We start from the raw sequence: 16,416 nt of genomic DNA, 5'->3' as shown, positions 1-16,416 counted from the left end.
GCTTCACATCATCGGACATATGTGCGCTGATCGCCTGTTCTCACCCCAGTGCACCTGGAGCGCCGGCGGCGGGGCTCACCCGCCGCGCCGCCGGCGCCACCGGCTCCGCGCGCTGTTCAGGACCGCTCGGCGCCGCCGTCGACGGACGTCAGCACACCGTCCAGATGCGGCAGGTAGTGGTCCATCCGCTCCCGCTTGGTCAGCAGGTAGGGCAGGTTCTCCTCGCACGGCTCGATCAGCAGCGGAACCTGTTCGCTGATCTTGATGCCGTGGCGCAGCAGCGCCTCCCGCTTGCGCGGGTTGTTGGAGAGCAGCCGTATGGAGCGCACCTGGAGGTCGTGCAGCATCTCCGCCGCCACCTGGTAGTCGCGGGCGTCGTCCGGGAGGCCGAGCGCGAGGTTGGCCTCGACCGTGTCCAGGCCCTCCGCCTGCAGCTGCATCGCCTGGAGCTTGGCCAGCAGGCCGATGCCCCGGCCCTCGTGGCCGCGGAGGTAGACGAGGATGCCCCGCCCCTCGCTCACGATGGCGCGCAGCGCCGCGGACAGTTGGTCGCCGCATTCGCAGTGCCGGGAACCGAAGGCGTCTCCGGTCAGGCACTCGGAATGCACCCGCGTCAGTGCGTCCTCGCCCTTGACGTCGCCGTATACCAGCGCGATCTGTTCATCTCCGCGTTTGTGGTCCTGGTAGCCGAAAGCGAGAAAATCGCCGTGCACGGTGGACAGCCGGAGATTCACCACTCGTTCGACATCCGATCGACGAGCGCTGTCGACCAACACGCTATCACTTGCTGTCATGTTGCAACCCTATCTGGTGAACGCCGGGTGGCGTGGGGGAAAATGGGAAAGTCGGCCGGATGATTGGCCGCGCATCCGCAGCAGGAAGCACGCAGCACGAAGAACGAAAGGCCGGAAGAACATGAGCGATTCGGAAACGCCGGACCAGTGGGCCTCGGGGCTCCTGCCGCCGACGACCACGGAGGAGGTGCGGGCCCGGCGGGCCGGTGTCGCCGTCCTGCCCATCGGCAGCTTCGAGCAACACGGCGCGTATCTCCCGCTGGTGACGGACACGGTCATCGCCTGCACCATCGCCCGGGAGATCGCCGCGGCGTATCCGGTCCAGCTCCTCCCGCCCGTCACCGTCTCGTGCTCGCACGAGCACGCGGACTGGCCGGGCACCGTCTCCATATCCGCCGCGACCCTCTACTCCGTGGTGCGCGACATCGCCGGATCGCTGCGCCGCTCCGGTATCGGTTCGCTGATTCTGGTGAACGGGCACGGCGGAAATTACGTCCTGCGCAACATTGTTCAGGAATCCGCCGGCACCGGTACCCGCATGGCGCTTTTCCCGGGCTCGGCCGACTGGGACACGGCCCGCGGCAGGGCCGGTGTCCGCACCCCGTCGAACAGCGATATGCACGCCGGGGAAGTGGAGACCTCCATCCTGTTGCATGCCCATCCCGAACTCGTCCGTCCCGGTTATGAAACCTCCGATTGTCTCGCCGACGACCGGAAGCATCTGCTGACCCTCGGTATGGCCGCGTACACCGAGTCCGGAGTCATCGGCCGCCCTTCCCTGGCATCCGCCGGGAAGGGAAAGGAACTCCTCGCCGCGCTCACCGAATCCTTCGCCGAGTACCTTTCCGTCGTCGGCGAGCCCGTCGTCGGCGAGCGACAGGAAACGGAGACGCGATGACGACCCTGGACACCGCACAGGCATGGGAGCGGCTGCGCTCCATACGGACCGTGGCCGAGGCCCGGGCCGCCGGACTGGTGCGCGGGCCGGACGGCGCGGTGCGCTGGTCGCGGGACGCCACCCCCGGGGCGGACGCGCTCGCCGACCGCTATCTGCCGCTCTGCCTGGCCGGGCCGCGGCTGACGATCGCCCAGCTCGGCCAGAGCCTCGACGGTTTCATCGCGACCCGCACCGGCGACGCCGACTACGTCACCGGCGAGGAGGACCGGTGCCATCTGCACCGGCTGCGCGCCCTCACCGACGCCGTCGTGGTCGGGGCCGGGACCGCCGTCGCGGACGACCCCCAGCTCACCGTGCGCGCCTGCTCCGGACCGCATCCGGTGCGCGTCGTCCTCGATCCCCACGGCCGGGTACCTCCGCATCGCCGGGTCTTCACCGACGGCTCAGCGCCGACCCTGTGGGTGGTGGGGGCGGGCGCCCGCGACGGGCGGGCGGCGCCGGACGGCGTCGACGTACTGACCCTGCCGGACGGTGCCGCGTTCACGCCGCAGCGCCTGGTGGAGGCGCTTGCGGCGCGTGGCCTGGGGCGGGTGCTGATCGAGGGCGGCGGCGTCACGGTGTCGCGCTTTCTGCACGACGGCGCGCTGCACCGGCTGTACGTCACCGTGGCACCGGTGCTGCTCGGCGACGGCATCCCCGGGCTGCGCTTCGACGGCACCCCCGTCATGCGCGACGCCCTGCGGCCCCGGACCCGCCGGGCCCGCCTCGGCGAGGACACCCTCTTCGAACTCGACCTGGGGACGCCGCAGCCGGACGGCCCACTGCCCGACCAGCACACCCAGACCGGGCAGGCTCGCGGCGAAGGTGAGCACCCCGTACACGACGGCGACCGTCAGCCCCTGCGCGGCTCCCAGGCCCGCGGCGCCGAAGGCCCACGCGGTGACGCCTTCGCGGGGGCCCCAGCCGCCGATGTTCAGCGGCAGCGCCATGGCGAGCAGGGCCAGCACCATGATGGGCACCAGCCGGGTCGCCGGGGCGGTTGATCCCGCCGCCCGCGCGGCCAGCAGGAACATCCCGAGATAGCCCGCCAGCACCACCGCGGACGAGATCATGACCCCCGGCCAGCTCGCGCGGGCCAGCAGCCCGAGCCGCGCCTCGCCGAGCGCGGCGCGCAGCGCCCGGCGCCCCCGCGAGGTGCCGGGCCCGCGGCGCAGCCGTACGACGGCCACGGCCCCGAGCCCGCACACCGCGATCAGCGCGGCCGCGGCGCCGGGCGTCGTGGCCACGGCGTGGACCACCCGGCCGGCCTCGGACAGGGCGAGGGAGGGCCGGGCGAACAGCAGCGCCACGCCGGCCATCACCAGCACCACCTGACCCGCGGTCCGCTCCAGCACCACGGCGCGCACACCCCGGGCCACATCCCCCTCGGTCCGCCCGTGCCGTACCGCGCGGTGGACATCGCCGAGGACGCCGCCGGGCAGCGCCGCGTTGAGGAACTGCGAGCGGTAGTAGTCGCCGACGGCCCTTGCCAGGGGCAGCCGGATGCGCAGCGCCCGCGCCACCACACACCAGCGCCAGGCGCTGAACACGGTGGTCAGCAGGCCGAGTCCGAGGGCGGCCAGCAGGGTGAGGCCGTCGATGCGGCGCACGCCCTCCAGGAAGGCGCCGGTGCCCATCTGCCACAGCAGCACCGCGATGATGGCCGCCCCGGCGAGTGTGCCGAGCCGTGCCCGGATCGACGCGCTCATGACACTCCGCCCGTCGGTCCGGGGCTCACCGGCCGGGGCAGCGCGAGCAGATCGTCGTGGTGCACCACCACCCGCAGCTCGCCCGCCGCGCACTCCGCCAGCCGCCGCCGCAGATACCTCTCGGCGCGCGGTTCCAGCTCCGGGCGGTGCTCCACCGCCGCGCCCACCCAGCCCCGCAGCCACTCCGCGGCCAGCGCGGACTCCCCGGGCCCCAGCAGCCAGGGGCTGGCGTGTGTCCGTACCGTCGCGCCGTGCCGGGCGAACGCCTCGGAGGCCACCGCGACGGCGTCCGGCCCCAGCAGACCGGAGCGGCGCTGATGGGCGTCGAACGCCTCCGCGATCTCCGCGTCCAGCGGATCCTCCGGGGCCAGCTCGACCCGGCCCGCCACCGACAGCGCCAGCAGCACCGGACACCCCGCCCCGGCACAGGCCGCGGCGAGCCCTTCCATCTCCTCGGCGGTGAGCACGTCCAGCAGCGCGGAGGCCGTCACCAGCGACGCGCCCGCCAGATCGTCCGCGGTCAGCGAGCCCAGGTCACCGCGGCGCGTGCGCACCGTGACCGGGCTGCCGTCGGCGGCCGTGCGCGGCGCCCGCTCGGCGGCCAGCTCCAGCAGACCGGGATCGTGGTCGTGCAGCACCCACTCCTGCGGGCCGTCCAGCCGGGGCGCCAGCCACCGGCCCAGGGAACCGGTGCCGCAGCCGAGGTCGTGGATCACGCGTACGGCGCCGTCGGCCGGGCGGGCACGCAGCGGCTCCAGCAGTTCGGGCGCGCGGGCGGCGGCGTCCGCGCCCTCGCGCAACTCCAGCCACTCGGGCGCGTATCGAGGCGTATCGGTGGTGGTCACGCGGCCCTCCGGGGTTCGCGGCGAAGTCGTTCCAGCGCACCGGCCAGATCCGTTGCGGTCGTCCGCCAGCCGTCCAGCGCGGTGCGCCGGCCGCGGGCGGCCGTGATCAGCCGGCGGCGTACATCGGGATCGCCCAGCCAGCGGCGCAGCGCCGCCCCGAGCGCGGCCGGGTCGTCCGGCGGGACGAGCAGGCCCGGCACACTGCCCTCGGGCGCGTACCCGAGCGCCTCCGGAACCCCGCCCACGGCGGTGGCCAGCACCGGAACGCCGTGCGCCAGCGCCTCGGTCACCACCATCCCGTACGTCTCGGCGTAACTGGCGAGCACCAGCAGATCGGCACCGGCGTAGCTCGCCTCCAGCTCCGCGCCGCCGCGCGGGCCGGTGAGCCGCACCCGGTCGCCGAGCCCGGACGTCCCGATCAGCTCCCGCAGCCGTTCCACATAGCCGGGGTCCTGCTCCAGGGCGCCGACGCACTCCAGCGTCCACGGCACATCGGTGACCTCGGCCAGTGCCTCCACCAGCCGGAGCTGGCCCTTGCGCGGGGTCACCGAGGCGACGCACAGCAGCCGCGTGCCCTCGTCCGTGCCGGACGCCTGCGGCGCCACATCGGCCCCGGGCGCCGCCACATGGACCCGGCCCGGGGCCAGCCCGTGGTGCGCCACGAGCCGGCGGGCCGCCCAGCCGCTGGTGGCCACGACCGTGGGCACCGCGTTCAGCGTCTTGCGCTCCAGCGCGTCCAGGTCCGCCGCCCGGCCCGGGGCGAGCCCCGTCTCCTCACCCAGCGGCAGGTGCACCAGCACCGCGAGCCGCAGCCGTTCCGCCTCGGGAACGACGAGGTAGGGGACGGCACAGGCGACGAGGCCGTCGAGGAGGACGATGCCGCCGTCCGGCAGCTCCGCCAGCAGCCGGGCCAGCTCCGCGCGCGCCGCGGGCCCGGCCTGCGGCCAGTCGCCCGCGATCGTGTGCTCGTGGACGTCCCAGCCGATGCCGGGCAGTTCCCGGCAGATCCGCCGGTCGTACGTATTACCGCCGCTCGGCGTGGCCGGGTCGGCCACCCCGCCGGGCATGACGACGTGCACCGCGCGCAGCGGCGGCGGGGCGGCACCGCCGCCGAGACCCAGCAGGCTTCCGGGGCTCTCCACGTGCGCGGTCACAGCTCACGCTCGTAACTCGCCCAGGCGACATGCGATTCGTGCAGGGTCACCTGGATCCCCGACAGGCCGCGCGCGCCCTCGCCGAGCGCCCCGGCGTGCACCCGCTCCGCCAGCCGGTCGGCGATGACCTTGGCCAGGAACTCGGTGGAGGTGTTGATCCCCTTGAAGGCGGGCTCGTCATCCAGGTTGCGGTAGTTGAGGTCGCCGACCACCGCGCCCAGTTCCTGGGTGGCCAGTCCGATGTCGACGACGATGTTGTCGTCGTCCAGCGCGGCACGCCGGAAGGTGGCGTCCACCAGGAACGTGGCTCCGTGCAGACGCTGCGCGGGTCCGAAGACCTCTCCGCTGAAGCTGTGGGCGACCATCAGGTGATCGCGGACGGTGATGCTGAACAACGGCCCTCCCGGTCCGGCTGGCACATCTCGGCTTCTAGTACGGCCGATGCCTTCCCCGTGTTCAGCCCCAGCTCAGCCTTGTTCGGACGGGTTTTCGCGCCCCGGTCCTACGCACCCTCGTAAGCCACCCGGTGACACAGCCCCGGCAGCTCACCCGCGGCGATCCGGGCCATCACCCCCGGCAGTTCCTCGAACGCGCATTCCCCCGTGACCAGCGCGTCCAGCGCCGGGTCGGCGAGCAGTTCCAGCGCGATCGCCATCCGGTCCGCATAGCCGCGGCGGCCGCCCCGGGCCGGGGAGACCGTCCCCACCTGACTGCTGCGCACGGTCAGCCGCCGGGAGTGGAACGCCTCGCCGAGCGGCACGCTGATCCGGCGGTCGCCGTACCAGCTCAGCTCGATGACGGTGCCCTCCGGCGCGAGGAGTTCCAGGGAGCGGGCGAGACCCGCCTCGCTCGCGCTGGCGTGCACCACGAGATCCCGGTCGCCCTCGGCGTCCTCCGGCAGCGCGAAGTCCACCCCCAGCGCCTCGGCGATCCCGGCGCGCGCCGGGTCGGCGTCCACCAACTGGACCCGTACGGCCGGATAGCGGGCCAGCAGCGCCGCGACCGACGCCCCGACCATCCCCGCCCCGACCACCGCGATCCGGTCGCCGAGCAGCGGCGCCGCGTCCCACAGGGCGTTCACCGCGGTCTCCACCGTCCCGGCCAGCACCGCCCGCTCGGCGGGCACGCCCTCGGGTACGGGGGTGACGGCGCTCGCCGGGACCACGTACCGCGTCTGATGCGGGAACAGACAGAAGACCGTACGGCCCACCAGCTCCCGCGGCCCCTCCTCGACCACGCCCACGTTCAGGTAGCCGTACTTCACCGGCCCGGGGAAGTCGCCCTCCTGGAACGGCGCCCGCATCGCGCCGTACTGGCTCTCCGGCACCCCGCCCCGGAACACCAGCGCCTCCGTGCCGCGGCTCACACCGGAGCACAGCGAGCGCACCACCACCTCACCCTCCGCGGGCTCGGGCAGCACCACGTCCCGTATCCCGCCGTGACCGGGGGAATCGAGCCAGAAAGCACGGGCGACGCGCTCCATCGGCGTCCTCCTCAGGGAATCGAGCGGAAACTCCGCGCCGAACAACGGGGCGCACATCACGCTGAACAAACGGGGGATGCGCCACGTACGGGACATCATCAAGCCGCGCACACGGTACGCGGCGCCAATCGACACTGTCACACAGCCGGAGGGGTGCCCGGTGGCACTGAACCACACACACAACGCGAGGCTGTTGCGGCAGGAGACGGCCGCGGGCGCGGGCGTGCAGATCCTCCTGTTGACGCTTCTGGGCGCCTCGCTCGGTCTGGGACCCGCGGGCTGGCTCACGGGCCTCGCCTTCGCGGCCGTCACCTGGGCCGTGCTGACCCGCGCCGTCTCCCGCTCCTGGCTGTCCTCCTTCGGGCCCGCCAACCGCGTCACCCTGGCCCGGGCCACCCTTGTCGGGGGCGTGACCGCGCTGGTCGCCGACTCCTTCACGAACCCGCCCCGGGTCGCGGTCCTCACCGCGCTCACCGCGGTGGCCCTGATCCTCGACGCGGTCGACGGCCAGGTGGCCCGCCGCACCGGAACCTCTTCCCCCCTGGGCGCGCGGTTCGACATGGAGGTCGACGCCATCCTCATCCTGGTGCTCAGCGTCTACGTCGCCACCGCGCTGGGTCCCTGGGTGCTGCTGATCGGCGCGATGCGCTACGCCTTCGTCGCCGCCGCCCGCTTCCTGCCGTGGCTGAGCGCGCCCCTCCCGCACAGCATGGCCCGCAAGACGGTGGCGGCGCTCCAGGGCGTGGCCCTCCTGGTGGCCGCCACCGGTCTCCTCCCGGCCCCCGCGGACCTCGCGGTCGTCCTGCTGGCGCTGACCTCGCTGATCTGGTCCTTCGCCCGGGACATCGGGTGGCTGTGGAGCACGGAGAAGGCGCTCCGTACGGGCCTGGCGCCGGTCGTCCCCCACCCCCGCGCCCAGACGGCGTACGTCACCCCCTCGTCGGCGGCCTGACCCCCGGCCCGGTCCGCGGCGGGGCGCAGAAGCCGCGAAGGACGGCGGATGACGCGGGACCCCGCAGGGCGGTGACGGTGGTGGAGAAGACCTCCTCGCCGTGCTGGACGGCGGTGACCCGCGAGGAGACGTGGGTGGGGAGCTGGGAGGGAAGCGCCTCGGCCGCCACGAGGCAGGGCGCGTCGAACTCCACGTACCGCCGGAAGGCGGTGTCCATGGCGGTGATCACGGCGAAGTCCGGGTGGGCGACGGTGTGGGCGGCCTGCCGGGCCGCTTCCAGGAGCAGCATGCCGGGGGCGTGGTCCACACGGTGGTCGAAGAGCACCGGGTGGCCGACGTCGAAGCGCAGCAGGTAGCGGTTCGGCTCGCCGGTGGGCGCGAGCACCACATCGTGCGCGCGGTCCCGGCCGACGCGGTGCGGGGCCAGCGGCGGCGCGGCGGCGACCACGCGGGAGAGGGCGTGGTCCACGTCGGCGTAGGCGCCGCGCAGCCGGTCGTAGACGGCCGGGGCCTGGCTGGCGAACCGCGTGGTGGCCACGCCCAGGGGTCTGCCGTCACGGCTGATCTCCACATGCATGGTCAGGGCGGCCAGACGGCGGCCTCTGCGGACCACGTCGGTGCACCGGACGCGCATCTCCAACTCGGCGGGGACCCCGGCGGAGGCCAGCTGGGCGGGCTCCAGGGCCCAGGTCAGACGGTCCCAGATCTGGCGGTGCCCGAAGGGCACGTCGTACCCGAGGTGACTCACGAGCGGTACGGCCCGGCGCACGGTCTCCGCGAAGAATCAAAAAACGGAATGCTGCGATTCCATGGCGCGCGGACGGATCTGTTCCGTAGCGCCACGGCCGTCCTCGGTGCGATGCGATGACCGATAAGATAAAGGGCGATCGGTTTTTTTGTCGAGGGGGTCCGAGGCGGATGGGGTGATGGTTGGCGTCGTTCTCCCCGAGGGTGGCTGCGTGGGTGGAAAACAAAGCGAATGTTATGTATTTTCTCTGGAGTTGGGTGCCAGAGAGGGAGCGAACCATGACGTCGCACACTGTGGCGCGGCTGCCGAAGCCGGTCGTCCCGCACTCCGCCACCGCGACGGAGCGGGGGCGCCTCGCCTCCTTCGCCCAGGACGTGTTCGCCGGGCTGCCCCGGGCCGACCAGCGGCGGTGGGCGGGCGTGTACCTCCAGGGCCTGCTGACGGCTTCCGGCAAGAAGTCCATCCGGCAGCTGGCGGCCGCGGTGGGCGACCCTTCGGCCGCACCGGCCCTGCAGCAGTTCGTCAACGCCAGTCCGTGGGACTGGAACCCGGTCAGGAGCGCGCTGCTGCGCCATGCCGAGCGGCGGGCCGCCACACGGGCGTGGACGGTGGGACTGGTGGTGATCCCCAAGCGCGGTGAGCTGTCCGTGGGCGTACACCGGCGCTTCGTGCCCGCCCTCGGACGCACCGTCAACTGCCAGGCCGGCGTGGGGATCTTCCTCGCCGGTGACGACGGTCCCCTGCCCGTCGACTGGCGGATGCTGCTGTCGGGCCGCTGGAGCGAGGACGAGGAACTGCGCTCACGCACCCGGATTCCGGCGGCCGTCCGGGGGCAGTCCTGGTCGGCCCAGGTGCTGAGCCTCATCGAGGCGCTGGCCGCCCGCACCCCGGCGGCCCCGCCGATCGTCCTGGACATGACCCACGACCAGCAGGCCGGCGCCTTCGCCCGCGCGCTGGTCAGGCGCCGGTACGACGCCGTCCTCGCCGTACCGTCCACCACCCCGCTCGTCCCCGTCGGCCAAGACGGCGAGGCGCCGGACCCGGCCGCGACCCCCGTGCCCGCCGGGGCGCTGCTCGCCGGGCGTGCCCCCGTGGTCGCGGCGGTCCAGGCCGACGGGGGCCGGGGACGGCGGTCCGGGCGGTTGGTCACCCGCACGGTGCGGCTGTCGGGGGTGCCGCTGGAACACTCGGTGTGCCGGCTGTTCGCCCACTGGCCCCCGGAGGCCCGTACGCCGTCCCGGATCTGGCTGACCAACCTCGTCCGCACCACCCCCGAGGAACTGCTCGCTCTGACGCGCGCTCAGGAGGACACCACCGCGGCGGTGGACCGGCTCACGGAGTTCGGCCTGTCGGCCTTCGAGGGCCGCTCGTACCCCGGCTGGCACCACCACCTGACGCTGGTCTGCTGCTCGCCTGGGCCCTCGGCAACGACGTGGTGATCCGCACCGAACGGCCCGCCCTGTGGGACGAGGTGGCCGCCGTCCTCCACGAACCCGGCTTCCCGCTGCCGACCGTCCGGACCGCGCCCGCGGGCGAACCGGTGCGGGGCACGGCCGTCGAGGTCCCGGACCTCGTCCTCGACGCCGGACCCGGCGGCGCGGACCCCGCGCTCGGCGAGGGCGGCCCGTACGCGTCCGAGGAGCGGGCCGGCGCCGACGCCATCCGGATCCGCCTCGCCCCCGGACGCTCCCGCCCGCCCGCCCCCATCGCCGCGCCCGACTGCGCCGCCCCCTGGTTCCGGCGAGTGTACGAGGCCACCTACCTGGGCGGCACCACCCTGGCCGCGGCGCGGGAGGCCGACCCCGGGCGGACCGGGCGACTCGACGCCCGCCTCCGCTACCTGGTCGGCATGGCCCGGTACACCGCGCACTATCGCGACCTGCCGCCGGTGTCCGGCCTCCCCGACCTGAGCCGTCTGCCCGTCCTGGACATGGCCACCCTGGAGGAGTGCTCACTGCCCCGCGCCCGCGACCTGACCACCGACGCCCCGCCCAGCGGCGGCGGCCTGATCACCACCAGCAGCGAGCTGACCCGGATGCCGGTCGAGGCGTACTCCACCGGCCAGCAGGTCACCGCCGAACTGCTGCTGATGCTCGTCCGCGACTTCTCCGCCAACGACGGTGCCCAGCTCGGCTATCAGTGCTCCTCCCTGGGCGGCACCTCCCACCACCTCAACGACGACTACAACCTCGTCGGGGTCGTCGACGACGACGGCCTGCCGGTGCCGGAGGGCGAGAGCGGACATCTGCTGATCACCGCGATGCAGAAGTTCGAGGGCCCGCTGATCCGCTACCGCATCGGCGACGTGGGCCGCGTCAGCCACCGCGACTGCGGCTGCGGGGTGTCCGGACGCGTCCTGGAGTACCTGGGCCGCAGTGACGGGCAGCTCAAGTTCAAGGCACAGACGGTGCACTACAACGAACTCGTCGACGCCCTGGAGAAGTTCCGGGGCTCCCAGCTCCAGGCCGAGCTGCTCACCCGCGGCGGCACCGAGACGCTGGTGCTGCGCACCGAATCGCCGGAACCGCTCGACCCCGGGACCCTGCGGGAGTTCCTGATCGGGGCCTTCCCGGTGCTCGGCCACCTCCAGGCGTACGACGACGATCTCGAGGTCTTCGAACTCGTCGTGGAGTGCCACCCGGAGGGCGCGCTGGAGCGCAATCCGGTCAGCGGAAAGATCAAGACCGTGATCGACCGCCGGCTCGCGTAACCCGCGCCCCGCTCTCCCGTTCCTCCCTCTACCGCACCCCGCTCCACCGCACCCCGCTCTACCGCACCCCGCTCCACCGCTTTCCCGCGCGCGGACGCCGCGCGCCCGACCCGGAGGTCCGTCATGCGCCGCCAGGCCATCCTCGTCCATCAGGTGCGCCGCCCTCATCAGGCGCCCACCGCCCACGACTTCGCGTTCGTCGAGGAGCCCGTCCCCGAACCCGGACCTGGTTCCGCACTGGTGGAGAACGTGCTGCTGTCGGTCGACCCGTACATGCGGGAGAACATGGACGCGGTCTGGGCCCTCCACACCCCGCTGGAAGGCCGCACCATCGGCCGGGTCACCGCCTCCCGCGTACCCGGTCTGCGCGAGGGAGACCTGGTGTTCCACCGCCAGGGCTGGCGCACCCACGCGGTGGTGACACCGGACGAGGTGCGGGTGCTCCCCGACGTGCCAGGTGTTGATCCGGCCTCCTTCCTCGGAATCCTGGGGGGTACCGGCCTCACGGCGTACGTGGCGCTCACCCGGGTGGCGAAGCTCCAGCCGGGTGAGGACGTCTTCATCACCGCGGCCGCCGGCGGAGTGGGCACCGCGGCGGGGCAGATCGCCCGGCTGCTGGGCGCGAAGCGGATCATCGGCAGCGCGGGCACCGAGGAGAAGGCGCGGCGCCTCACCGAACAGCTCGGCTTCGACGCCGCGTTCAGCCATCGCGCGGGGCCGGTCGGCGACCTGCTGGCGGCCGCCGCCCCCGACGGCGTGGACATCTGCGTGGACAACGTCGGCGGTGAACATCTGGCGGCGGCCATCGCCGCGCTGCGCGAGCACGGCAGGATCGCCTGGTGCGGCGCGATCGCCCAGTACAACGCCACCGAACCGCCGCCCGCCCCGCGCAACCTCTTCGACCTGGTGGAGAAGAGCATCCGGCTGGAGGGATTCCTGGTGCGCAACCACCGGGACGTCCAAGGCGAGTTGGAGGGCTTCCTCATCCCGCATCTGCGCGACGGCCGCGTGGTCGACCAGCAGACCGCCTGGGACGGCTTCGACCGGATCGTCGAGGCGTTCCTGGCCATGCTGGACGGCCGCAACACCGGCAAGGCCGTGGTCCGGGCGGGTGCGCTGTGACGCGCCTCGGCTCCGGTGCCCGCACCATGCTCTCGGCGATGCTGCTGTCCAGCATCGGGCTGGGCGTCTACACCCTCGCCCTGGGCCAGACGCTGTTCCGGCTGACCGGTGACGCCGAGGCATTCGCGATGATCTTCGCCCTCCAGGGCGTCGGCGCCATCTGCGTGCTGCCGTTCTCCGGCCCTCTCGTGGACGCGTTCGACTCCAAGCGCACCTACGTCACCTGCGGACTGCTGCGCGCGGTGACCGTCGCCGCGATCGTCATCGTGTCGGCCACCCGCCTCGGCGATCCCCTGCTGGTGATCGGCGCGGCGGCGGTCCTCCTGGCGGTGTTCGACAACGTCCAGCGCACCGCGTTCTTCAAGTTCACCGCCCACCACATCGACCGGCATCACATGATCACGTTCAACAGCAGGATCAGCATCGCCGTCCAGACCGGACGACTGGCCGGCATGGCGCTGCTCGGCCTGGTCCTGCTGGTGGGGACGCCCACCGAGGCGCTGCTCGTGGACGTGGCGGTCTCGGTGTTCTCCGCGACCCTCGTCGCCGTGATGGCCGCCCCGGCCGCAGAGGCCACCGGACGGCTGAGCGGAACCTCGCTGCGCACCGCGCTGCCGGACATGGTGGCCGACTGGCGCGGTCTGTTCGCCCGCCACCGCCACGAGGCGGTCGTCTTCGCGATGGTCGCGCTGTGCGCCGGGGACTTCTTCATCTCCTACAGCCTCAGCACGCTGGTGGTACCGATGGTCGACGCCCACTACGGGGGCCGGTCGTGGGTCATCTCGCTGGTGGAGGCGACCTTCGGCGCGGGAATGATCACCGCGACCTTCTTCACCCGCTTCACCGTGCGCCAGCGGCTGCTGCCCTTCTGGATCGGCGTCCAGACGCTGCTGCCGGTGCTGCTCGCCTTCGCCGGGACGCCGTACCTGCACTTCCCGGCGTACTTCCTGGCCGGTTTCGCCAACCTCAACAGCATCACCTGGCTGCTCACGGCGCTCCAGCAGCACGGGGCCGACACCGACAAGGGCAAGCTGGCCTCGCTGCGGCTGCTGGCCATCGGGGCCGGTACCGCCGGGCTCATGCCCCTCCTCGGGATCGCGGCCGGCCGGTCGCTGGCGCTCGCGTATCTGACCGCCGCGATGATCATGGTGCCGTTCGCCGCCTGTGCCGTCTGGGCGGCTCTGGGCTTCCGGCCCCAGGAGGCGCAGGGGAGCGAACAGGAGTGGAAGGAGACCGGCTGGTGCTCGCCGCCGAGAGCGCGGTGCTCTCCCACTCCGACCTGGCCCAGCTCACCGTCGAGCGCTATCTGCGCACCGAGCCGTGGGAGGAGCACCTGAGCCGGGCCCGCGCCGCGTACCGGAAGCGCCGGGACGCGATGCTGCTCGCCCTGACCACGGGTATGCCGCCCGGCGTCTCCTGGACCGTGCCCAGGGGGGATTCTTCGTCTGGATGACGCTGCCGGAGGGAATGGACACCGGACACCTGCTGGACCGCGCTGTGTCGTCCGGCGTCGCCTACGTGCCGGGCACCGGCTTTGCGCGCCGACGGCGGAGGAGCCCGGCATCTGCGGCTGTCGTACTCCTACCCCTCGCCGGAGGACATCCGGGAGGGGGCCGACCGGCTGGCGGGCGTGCTGCGCGAGGCGCTGCCGCTGGCCTACCGGTACTGGGACGTGCTGTCGGGTACGTGCACCCCATCGGCCTGATGCCCCACCCGCCGCTCCCCGGTGGACTCCCGCCGTACACGACCTAGGAGAGAGAGCCATGAACCTGCTGGAGGACGCCCGTGAGCTGCACGGGGACATCGTCCGGCTCCGCCGCGCGCTGCATGCCGCCCCGGAGACGGGCCTGAACCTGCCGCGCACACAGGAGGCCGTACTGACCGCCCTGGACGGGCTCGGTCTGGAGATATCCACCGGCGAAGGCCTGAGTTCGGTCACCGGCGTGCTCCGTGGCGCACGGCCGGGGCCCACGGTCCTGCTCCGGGGCGACATGGACGCGCTGCCGGTCGCCGAGCGGACCGGACTGGACTTCGCCGCCACCAACGGCGCGATGCACGCGTGCGGCCACGACCTTCACACGGCGATGCTGGCGGGCGCCGCACGGCTGCTCGACGCCCACCGCGACCGGCTGGCCGGCGACGTGGTGTTCATGTTCCAGCCCGGTGAGGAGGGCTTCGACGGGGCCCGCCACATGCTCGACGAGGGCGTGCTGGAGGCCACCGGGGCCCGCCCGTCCGCCGCGTACGCGCTCCACGTGACCTCCGCGCGGCAGCGCGGGGGACAGTTCACCACCCGGGCGGGCACCGCGATGGCCGCCGCGGCCGTTCTCACGGTCACGGTGCACGGGATGGGCGGCCACGGGTCGATGCCGCACCGGGCGAAGGACCCGGTGCAGGCGGCGTGCGCGATGGTGACCGCGCTCCAGACCTGGATCACCCGCGAGTTCGACGTGTTCGACCCGGTGGTGCTGACGGTGGGGACCTTCCACGCGGGGACTCAGCAGAACATCATCCCCGAGACCGCCCGGTTCGAGGCGACGGTGCGGTCCTTCTCCCCCGGGGCCCTGGAGCGCCTGAAGGAAGGCACGGTGCGGGTCTGCGAGGCGGTCGCGGCGGCGCACCGGGTGACGGCCGAGGCCGAGTTCGGTGAGCTGTACCCGGTGACGGTGAACGATGCGGAGGAGGTCGGGTTCGTCGCCCGGACCGTCGCCGAACTCCTCGGCGAGGAGCGCTTCGAACCGCTGGAGCGCCCCATGACGGGCTCCGAGGACTTCTCCCGGGTCGTGGCCGAGGTGCCGGGCGCGATGGTCTTCCTCGGCGCCGCGCCGCCCGGCGCCGACCCGGCCGACGCGCCGTACAACCACTCGCCCCTCGCGGTCTTCGACGAGGCCGTGCTGGCGGACGGGGCCGCGCTGTACGCCCGGCTCGCCCTGGACCGCTGCGAGCTAAAATAGAGAGTGCTCGTTTTGTTATGGTGATGCGGAGAAGTTGAAGAGGTCCCTGGGACATCAAGTAGTCGCAAAGTGTGCACGTAGTGCCAGCATGTGGCCACTTGTAGTCTCTTAGCGGATGTCCGGGATCAGGAGTCGTGGGCGTGAGGTCGAGCGGGGCACGGGCTGTTGGTAACGTAAGGAACGTTCTATTTGTTGGAGAGGTGAGATGGGGCGGCCCAAACAAGAACGTGCTGTGCAGACCCGGGAAACGATCCTCCGCGCGGCGGCGGAGGTCTTCGACGAGTACGGCTTCGCCGGCTCGAGTATCAGCCGTGTCCTCAAGCGCGCCGGTGTGACGGCGGGTGCTCTGTACTTCCACTTCAAGTCCAAGGAGGATCTGGCCCGGGCGGTGATGAACGCCCAGCCCGAGTCGATCATCCCGCTCCTGGAGACCGACGGGCTGCAGCGACTGGTCGACATCACCATGATCTGGGCGCAGCAGCTCCAGACGGATCCGCTGCTGCGGGCGGGCGTCCGGCTCACCGGTGAGCAGGAGACGTTCGGCGTGCGCGACGCCTCGCCCTACCGGGAGTGGGGCGAGATCATGGCCGAGTGCCTGCGCGTCGCCCGGGAGAAGGGCGAACTCCAGGCCGGGGTGGAGCCCGGGGAGCTCGCCGAGTTCGTCGTCGAGGCGTGCACCGGGATGCAGATGTACGCGTCCGTGGTGAGCGGCCGGGCGGATCTGGTGGACCGGGCCGTGCGGATGTGGCGCCTGCTCCTCCCTGGAGTCGCGGTACCCGCCGTGATCGCGCGCACCGAGGTGAGCCCGGCGTACGCGAAGTCGGTCATGGAGGCGGCCGGGCGCGGCACCGCCGCCCGGGGCGCGGCCTCACCCGGCGCCGCCGACGAGAGCCTGGTCGGCTGAGGCCCGGGCCCCCTAGGGGGTGTCGTGTGGATCATGCCGGGCTCCCGACGCCGCTGTGACATCAGCCGCTGCCGCGGCGGGCGGCACCTCGCGGCCCCGCGCTC

Annotated in this window: 15 protein-coding genes and 2 pseudogenes; 10 read left to right on the top strand and 7 right to left on the bottom strand. The window is 72.8% G+C overall.

From position 1 onward, the window contains the following. Positions 1 to 116 precede the first annotated feature (116 nt). A complete protein-coding gene (ribA, locus tag ABZ562_RS36155; protein WP_361488234.1) occupies positions 117 to 794 on the bottom strand; it encodes a GTP cyclohydrolase II in 678 nt (225 codons plus the stop codon). Positions 795 to 915: 121 nt separating this feature from the next. Between ribA and ABZ562_RS36150 the strand changes: the two genes are divergently transcribed. Next, the gene (locus ABZ562_RS36150; protein ID WP_361488231.1) at positions 916 to 1,692 is read left to right on the top strand and encodes a creatininase family protein; all 777 of its coding nucleotides are present in this window, start codon (positions 916 to 918) and stop codon (positions 1,690 to 1,692) included. Beyond that, a pseudogene (locus ABZ562_RS36145) lies at positions 1,689 to 2,330 on the top strand (RibD family protein); the annotation flags it as partial. The gene ABZ562_RS36150 and the pseudogene ABZ562_RS36145, both read left to right, overlap by 4 nt. A gap of 180 nt (positions 2,331 to 2,510) precedes the next feature. Here the strand turns inward: ABZ562_RS36145 and ABZ562_RS36140 are convergent. The 5 genes and pseudogenes from ABZ562_RS36140 to ABZ562_RS36120 all read right to left on the bottom strand — a co-directional run. Further along, positions 2,511 to 3,440 (bottom strand): annotated as a pseudogene (locus ABZ562_RS36140) (lysylphosphatidylglycerol synthase transmembrane domain-containing protein); the annotation flags it as partial. Next, entirely contained in the window at positions 3,437 to 4,285 is an 849-nt protein-coding gene (locus ABZ562_RS36135; RefSeq protein WP_361488229.1) for a class I SAM-dependent methyltransferase, read from the bottom strand. The gene ABZ562_RS36135 and the pseudogene ABZ562_RS36140, both read right to left, overlap by 4 nt. Then, positions 4,282 to 5,439: a glycosyltransferase family 4 protein gene (locus tag ABZ562_RS36130; protein ID WP_361488226.1), complete on the bottom strand. Its 1,158-nt coding sequence runs from the start codon at positions 5,437 to 5,439 to the stop codon at positions 4,282 to 4,284. Before ABZ562_RS36130 ends, ABZ562_RS36135 begins: the two co-directional genes overlap by 4 nt. Then, positions 5,436 to 5,834 (bottom strand): 6-carboxytetrahydropterin synthase, encoded by a 399-nt coding sequence (locus ABZ562_RS36125; RefSeq protein ID WP_361488224.1) that lies wholly within the window; start codon positions 5,832 to 5,834, stop codon positions 5,436 to 5,438. The genes ABZ562_RS36130 and ABZ562_RS36125 overlap by 4 nt, the downstream gene beginning before the upstream one ends. A gap of 107 nt (positions 5,835 to 5,941) precedes the next feature. Continuing rightward, positions 5,942 to 6,922, bottom strand: coding sequence for a zinc-binding alcohol dehydrogenase (locus tag ABZ562_RS36120; protein WP_361488221.1), 981 nt, complete (start codon positions 6,920 to 6,922; stop codon positions 5,942 to 5,944). Positions 6,923 to 7,082: 160 nt separating this feature from the next. On the opposite strand from ABZ562_RS36120, the gene ABZ562_RS36115 reads away from it, so the two are divergent. Continuing rightward, entirely contained in the window at positions 7,083 to 7,874 is a 792-nt protein-coding gene (locus ABZ562_RS36115; protein ID WP_361488218.1) for a CDP-alcohol phosphatidyltransferase family protein, read from the top strand. Here the strand turns inward: ABZ562_RS36115 and ABZ562_RS36110 are convergent. After that, a complete protein-coding gene (locus ABZ562_RS36110) occupies positions 7,852 to 8,643 on the bottom strand; it encodes a ScbA/BarX family gamma-butyrolactone biosynthesis protein (protein WP_361488215.1) in 792 nt (263 codons plus the stop codon). The two genes, ABZ562_RS36115 and ABZ562_RS36110, sit on opposite strands and share 23 nt — an antisense overlap. Before the next feature lie 257 nt (positions 8,644 to 8,900). Here ABZ562_RS36110 and ABZ562_RS36105 point away from each other — a divergent pair, with 257 nt between their 5' ends. From ABZ562_RS36105 to ABZ562_RS36075, 7 genes are all read left to right on the top strand, one after another. Further along, on the top strand, positions 8,901 to 10,061 hold the full coding sequence (locus ABZ562_RS36105; protein WP_361488213.1) for a transposase: 1,161 nt from the start codon (positions 8,901 to 8,903) through the stop codon (positions 10,059 to 10,061). Continuing rightward, on the top strand, positions 10,058 to 11,332 hold the full coding sequence (locus ABZ562_RS36100; RefSeq protein ID WP_361488210.1) for a hypothetical protein: 1,275 nt from the start codon (positions 10,058 to 10,060) through the stop codon (positions 11,330 to 11,332). The genes ABZ562_RS36105 and ABZ562_RS36100 overlap by 4 nt, the downstream gene beginning before the upstream one ends. Before the next feature lie 123 nt (positions 11,333 to 11,455). Next, the gene (locus tag ABZ562_RS36095) at positions 11,456 to 12,454 is read left to right on the top strand and encodes an NADP-dependent oxidoreductase (RefSeq protein ID WP_361488208.1); all 999 of its coding nucleotides are present in this window, start codon (positions 11,456 to 11,458) and stop codon (positions 12,452 to 12,454) included. Further along, on the top strand, positions 12,451 to 13,791 hold the full coding sequence (locus ABZ562_RS36090) for an MFS transporter (protein ID WP_361488205.1): 1,341 nt from the start codon (positions 12,451 to 12,453) through the stop codon (positions 13,789 to 13,791). The genes ABZ562_RS36095 and ABZ562_RS36090 overlap by 4 nt, the downstream gene beginning before the upstream one ends. A gap of 197 nt (positions 13,792 to 13,988) precedes the next feature. Then, positions 13,989 to 14,159, top strand: coding sequence for a hypothetical protein (locus tag ABZ562_RS36085; RefSeq protein ID WP_361488203.1), 171 nt, complete (start codon positions 13,989 to 13,991; stop codon positions 14,157 to 14,159). Positions 14,160 to 14,217: 58 nt separating this feature from the next. Then, positions 14,218 to 15,408: a M20 family metallopeptidase gene (locus tag ABZ562_RS36080; protein WP_361488201.1), complete on the top strand. Its 1,191-nt coding sequence runs from the start codon at positions 14,218 to 14,220 to the stop codon at positions 15,406 to 15,408. Positions 15,409 to 15,613: 205 nt separating this feature from the next. Beyond that, complete coding sequence (locus tag ABZ562_RS36075) at positions 15,614 to 16,312, top strand: ScbR family autoregulator-binding transcription factor (protein WP_361488198.1); 699 nt, start codon at positions 15,614 to 15,616, stop codon at positions 16,310 to 16,312. Positions 16,313 to 16,416: the final 104 nt, after the last annotated feature.

Source organism: Streptomyces sp. NPDC019937 (assembly GCF_040631655.1).
Taxonomy (GTDB): domain Bacteria; phylum Actinomycetota; class Actinomycetes; order Streptomycetales; family Streptomycetaceae; genus Streptomyces.
The sequence above is the reverse complement of the archived record's forward strand: the minus strand, read 5'-3'. Positions and strand labels throughout refer to the sequence as shown.

Coding starts and splice junctions, on each gene's coding strand:
- ABZ562_RS36150 (WP_361488231.1), top strand. CDS start 916: ATGAGCGATTCGGAAACGCCGGACCAGTGGGCCTCGGGGCTCCTGCCG.
- ABZ562_RS36095 (WP_361488208.1), top strand. CDS start 11,456: ATGCGCCGCCAGGCCATCCTCGTCCATCAGGTGCGCCGCCCTCATCAG.
- ABZ562_RS36105 (WP_361488213.1), top strand. CDS start 8,901: ATGACGTCGCACACTGTGGCGCGGCTGCCGAAGCCGGTCGTCCCGCAC.
- ABZ562_RS36080 (WP_361488201.1), top strand. CDS start 14,218: ATGAACCTGCTGGAGGACGCCCGTGAGCTGCACGGGGACATCGTCCGG.
- ABZ562_RS36075 (WP_361488198.1), top strand. CDS start 15,614: ATGGGGCGGCCCAAACAAGAACGTGCTGTGCAGACCCGGGAAACGATC.
- ribA (WP_361488234.1), bottom strand. CDS start 794: ATGACAGCAAGTGATAGCGTGTTGGTCGACAGCGCTCGTCGATCGGAT.
- ABZ562_RS36120 (WP_361488221.1), bottom strand. CDS start 6,922: ATGGAGCGCGTCGCCCGTGCTTTCTGGCTCGATTCCCCCGGTCACGGC.